General features: G+C 65.8%; 3 protein-coding genes. All 3 read left to right on the top strand.

The window, feature by feature from the left end; translation table 11 throughout:
• Window positions 1-615 (top strand): extracellular solute-binding protein (locus tag EOA22_RS28120; RefSeq protein WP_127390382.1); only part of this gene is annotated, 615 nt, incomplete at its 5' end.
• A 174-nt stretch (window positions 616-789) separates the two neighbouring features.
• On the top strand, window positions 790-2370 hold the full coding sequence (locus EOA22_RS28125; RefSeq protein ID WP_063170345.1) for an iron ABC transporter permease: 1581 nt from the start codon (window positions 790-792) through the stop codon (window positions 2368-2370).
• Window positions 2367-3446 (top strand): ABC transporter ATP-binding protein (locus tag EOA22_RS28130; protein ID WP_013529417.1); only part of this gene is annotated, 1080 nt, incomplete at its 3' end. The genes EOA22_RS28125 and EOA22_RS28130, both read left to right, overlap by 4 nt.

Consider the following 3446-nt stretch of genomic DNA (forward strand, 5'->3'; position numbering starts at 1 on the left):
GCCTATAACAAGACCAAGCTGACTGCCGACCAGTTGCCCAAGTCGATGCTGGACCTCGCCGATCCGAGCTGGAAAGGCCGTTGGGCCGCCTCCCCCTCGGGCGCCGATTTCCAGGCCATCGTCAGCGCCCTGCTCCAGCTCAAAGGTGAAGCCGCTACCGCCGACTGGCTGAAGGCGATGAAAACCAATTTCACCGCCTACAAGGGCAACAGCACGGTGATGAAGGCGGTCAATGCCGGCGAGATCGAAGGCGGCGTGATCTATCACTATTACTATTTCGGCGATCAGGCCAAGACCGGCGAAAACAGCAAGAATGTCGCGCTGCACTATTTCAAGAACCAGGATCCGGGCGCCTTCGTCTCGATCTCCGGCGGCGGTGTGCTGGCTTCGAGCAAGCATCCGAAGGAAGCCCAGGCGTTCCTGAAATGGCTGACAGGCAAAGGCGGTCAGGACGTGCTGAAAACCGGCGATTCCTTCGAGTACGCGGTCGGCAAGGGTGCGGACTCCAACCCGAAGCTGGTGCCGCTCGCCGATCTGCAGGCGCCGAAGGTCGATGCCACGACGCTGAACTCCAAGAAGGTCACCGATCTGATGACGGCAGCCGGCTTGCTTTAGTTGCCATTCGTCCTAAAAGGACACCCGACCACGCTCCCGCGGGAATTCGCCTTCCGCGGGAGTGATTTTGTTTTTCGAGATGGCATTCGTCGATGACGACACGCTGTGTTCCCGACCGCGATCGCGGTCTTTCAATTGCTGCCGCTGGACGGCAACGGCACGGCGTCTGACCTGATGCAGTCCGCGGTCGATCTCGCGCATTCGGGCCTGCCTTCGGGCACAGGCCGAAGGGCTCGGCGACGCGCACCGCTTTGGCTGGTCCTCGCCGCCATCTTCGTTGCGCTGCTGGCGCTGGTGCCGCTTGCCTTCATCATCTGGATCGCGGTGCAGACCGGCTGGGAAACAGTCTCGGCACTGGTCTTCCGGCCGCGTGTCGGCGAGCTTCTGGTCAACACTGTCCTGCTGGTCGCGCTCTCGGTGCCGATCACCATCGTGCTGTCGGTTTCGCTGGCCTGGTTGACCGAGCGCAGCGACCTGCCGGGCGCCCGGCTCTGGGCCTGGCTGTGCGTGGCGCCGCTCGCCATCCCGGCTTTTGTGCACAGCTATGCCTGGGTCACCATGGTGCCGGGACTGCACGGCCTGTGGGCCGGCGTGCTGGTTTCCGTGATCGCCTATTTCCCGTTCCTGTATCTGCCGGTGTCGGCGGCGTTGCGCCGTCTCGATCCCGCCCTGGAAGACGCCGCCGCCGCACTCGGCCTGGGGCCCCGGCGCGTGTTCTGGCGGGTCGTGCTGCCGCAATTGCGGCTCGCCATCTGCGGCGGCTCGCTGCTGGTCGGCCTGCATCTGCTGGCCGAGTACGGCCTCTATGTCTTCATCCGCTTCGACACCTTCACCACGGCGATCGTCGACCAGTTCCAGTCGACCTTCAATGGACCGGCCGCCAACATGCTGGCCGGCGTGCTGGTCAGCTGCTGCTTCGTGCTGCTCGGCCTCGAAGTGCTGGTGCGCGGCGAGGAGCGCTATGCCCGTGTCGGCTCCGGCGCGGCGCGCCATCAGCAACGCACAAGCCTCGGACGCGCCACCCTGCCTAGCCTGCTCTTGCTTGTCGTCATCACGCTTTTGGCGCTCGGCGTGCCGTTCGTCACCATTGGCGGCTGGCTTGCCGCCGGCGGCGCCGCTGTCTGGCGCTTGGACGAGATCGGCCTGGCGCTTGGCCAGACGCTGTTCCTGGCGCTCGCCGGCGCGTTGCTCGCCACCGTCGCCGCCATGCCGATGGCCTGGATCTCGATCCGCGCGCCGGGGCCATTGCAGCGTCTTCTGGAGGGCTGCAACTACATCGTCGGCTCGCTGCCCGGGGTCGTCATCGCACTGGCGCTGGTCACCATCACCGTACGCATCGCGCTGCCGCTCTACCAGACCTTGTTCACCATCCTGGTTGCCTATGCGCTGATGTTCCTGCCGCGCGCGCTGGTCAGCCTGCGGGCATCGATCGCGCAGGCGCCGGTCGAACTCGAACGCGCCGCTTCCAGCCTCGGCCGGCCGCCGCTGCAGGCGCTGTGGTCGACGACGATCCGCCTGTCGGCGCCGGGTGCCGCGGCCGGCATGGCCCTGGTGGCGCTCGGCATCATGAACGAACTGACCGCCACCCAGATGCTGGCACCGAACGGCACCCGCACGCTGGCGATGGCTTTCTGGTCCTACAGTGGCGAGATTGATTATGCCTCGGCGGCACCCTACGCCTTCATCATGGTGGTGATGTCGCTGCCCTTGACCTGGCTGCTCTATGTCCAGTCGAAACGGATGGCCGGACGATGAGCTTTCTCGAAATCAGCGGCCTGCACAAGCAATACGGCCCGGTGGCGGCCCTTGCCGGCGTCGACCTCAGCGTCGCCAGCGGCAGCCGCACGGCGATCGTCGGTCCTTCCGGTTGCGGCAAGACGACCCTGCTGCGGCTGATTGCCGGCTTCGAGGCTCCGGACCAGGGCCACATCACGCTCGACGGTGCCATATTGGCCAACGGCGGCGCTGCGGTGCCGGCATATCGCCGAGGCATCGGTGTGGTGGCGCAGGATGGTGCCCTGTTTCCGCATCTGACCATTGGCGACAATATCGGTTTCGGCATGGGCCGCGGCGAGGACAAGCGCGCTGAGCGCATCGTCGAGCTCGCCTATATCGTCGGGCTCGACAAGGCGATCCTCAAACGCCGCCCGCACGAGCTTTCCGGCGGCCAGCAGCAGCGTGTGGCGCTGGCCCGGGCCATGGCGATGAAGCCCAGGCTGATGCTTCTCGACGAGCCGTTCTCGGCGCTCGATACCGGCCTGCGCGCCTCGATGCGCAAGGCGGTGGCCGAACTTCTGGAGGCCGCCGGCATCACCACCATCCTGGTGACGCACGACCAGGCCGAAGCGCTGTCCTTCGCCAGCCAGGTCGCGGTGATGCGCGACGGCAAGTTCTCGCAAATCGGCACGCCGCGCGAGCTCTATCTCAAGCCGAAGGACAGGATGATCGCCGAATTCCTCGGCGACGCCATCATCCTGCCGGCCAAGATATCAAATGGCTTCGCCAACTCGCCGCTCGGCCGCATCGCGGTCGACACCCATGACAGCCGCGATATCGCCCGCATCATGCTTCGCCCGGAGCAGATCGCGCTGAAGAGAACGTCGCGCGAGGGTATGTCCGGCACCTCGGACATGCTGTTCGGCGAGGTGACGGAATCCGAATTCGCCGGCTCGATGTGCACGGTCGCGGTGCGGCTCTTGAACAATGCCGATCCGCCCGATGCGGCAGCGATCGGCAACACGCCGCTGGTCCTGCGCAAACCGGGCATGGACGCGCCGGCGGTCGGCGAGATCGTCCGGCTGACTGTATCGGGAAAGGCGCATGTCTTCGCC

It is taken from the genome of Mesorhizobium sp. M7A.F.Ca.US.014.04.1.1 (assembly GCF_003998745.1).
Taxonomy (GTDB): domain Bacteria; phylum Pseudomonadota; class Alphaproteobacteria; order Rhizobiales; family Rhizobiaceae; genus Mesorhizobium; species Mesorhizobium ciceri.

Coding starts and splice junctions, on each gene's coding strand:
- EOA22_RS28125 (WP_063170345.1), top strand. CDS start 790: ATGCAGTCCGCGGTCGATCTCGCGCATTCGGGCCTGCCTTCGGGCACA.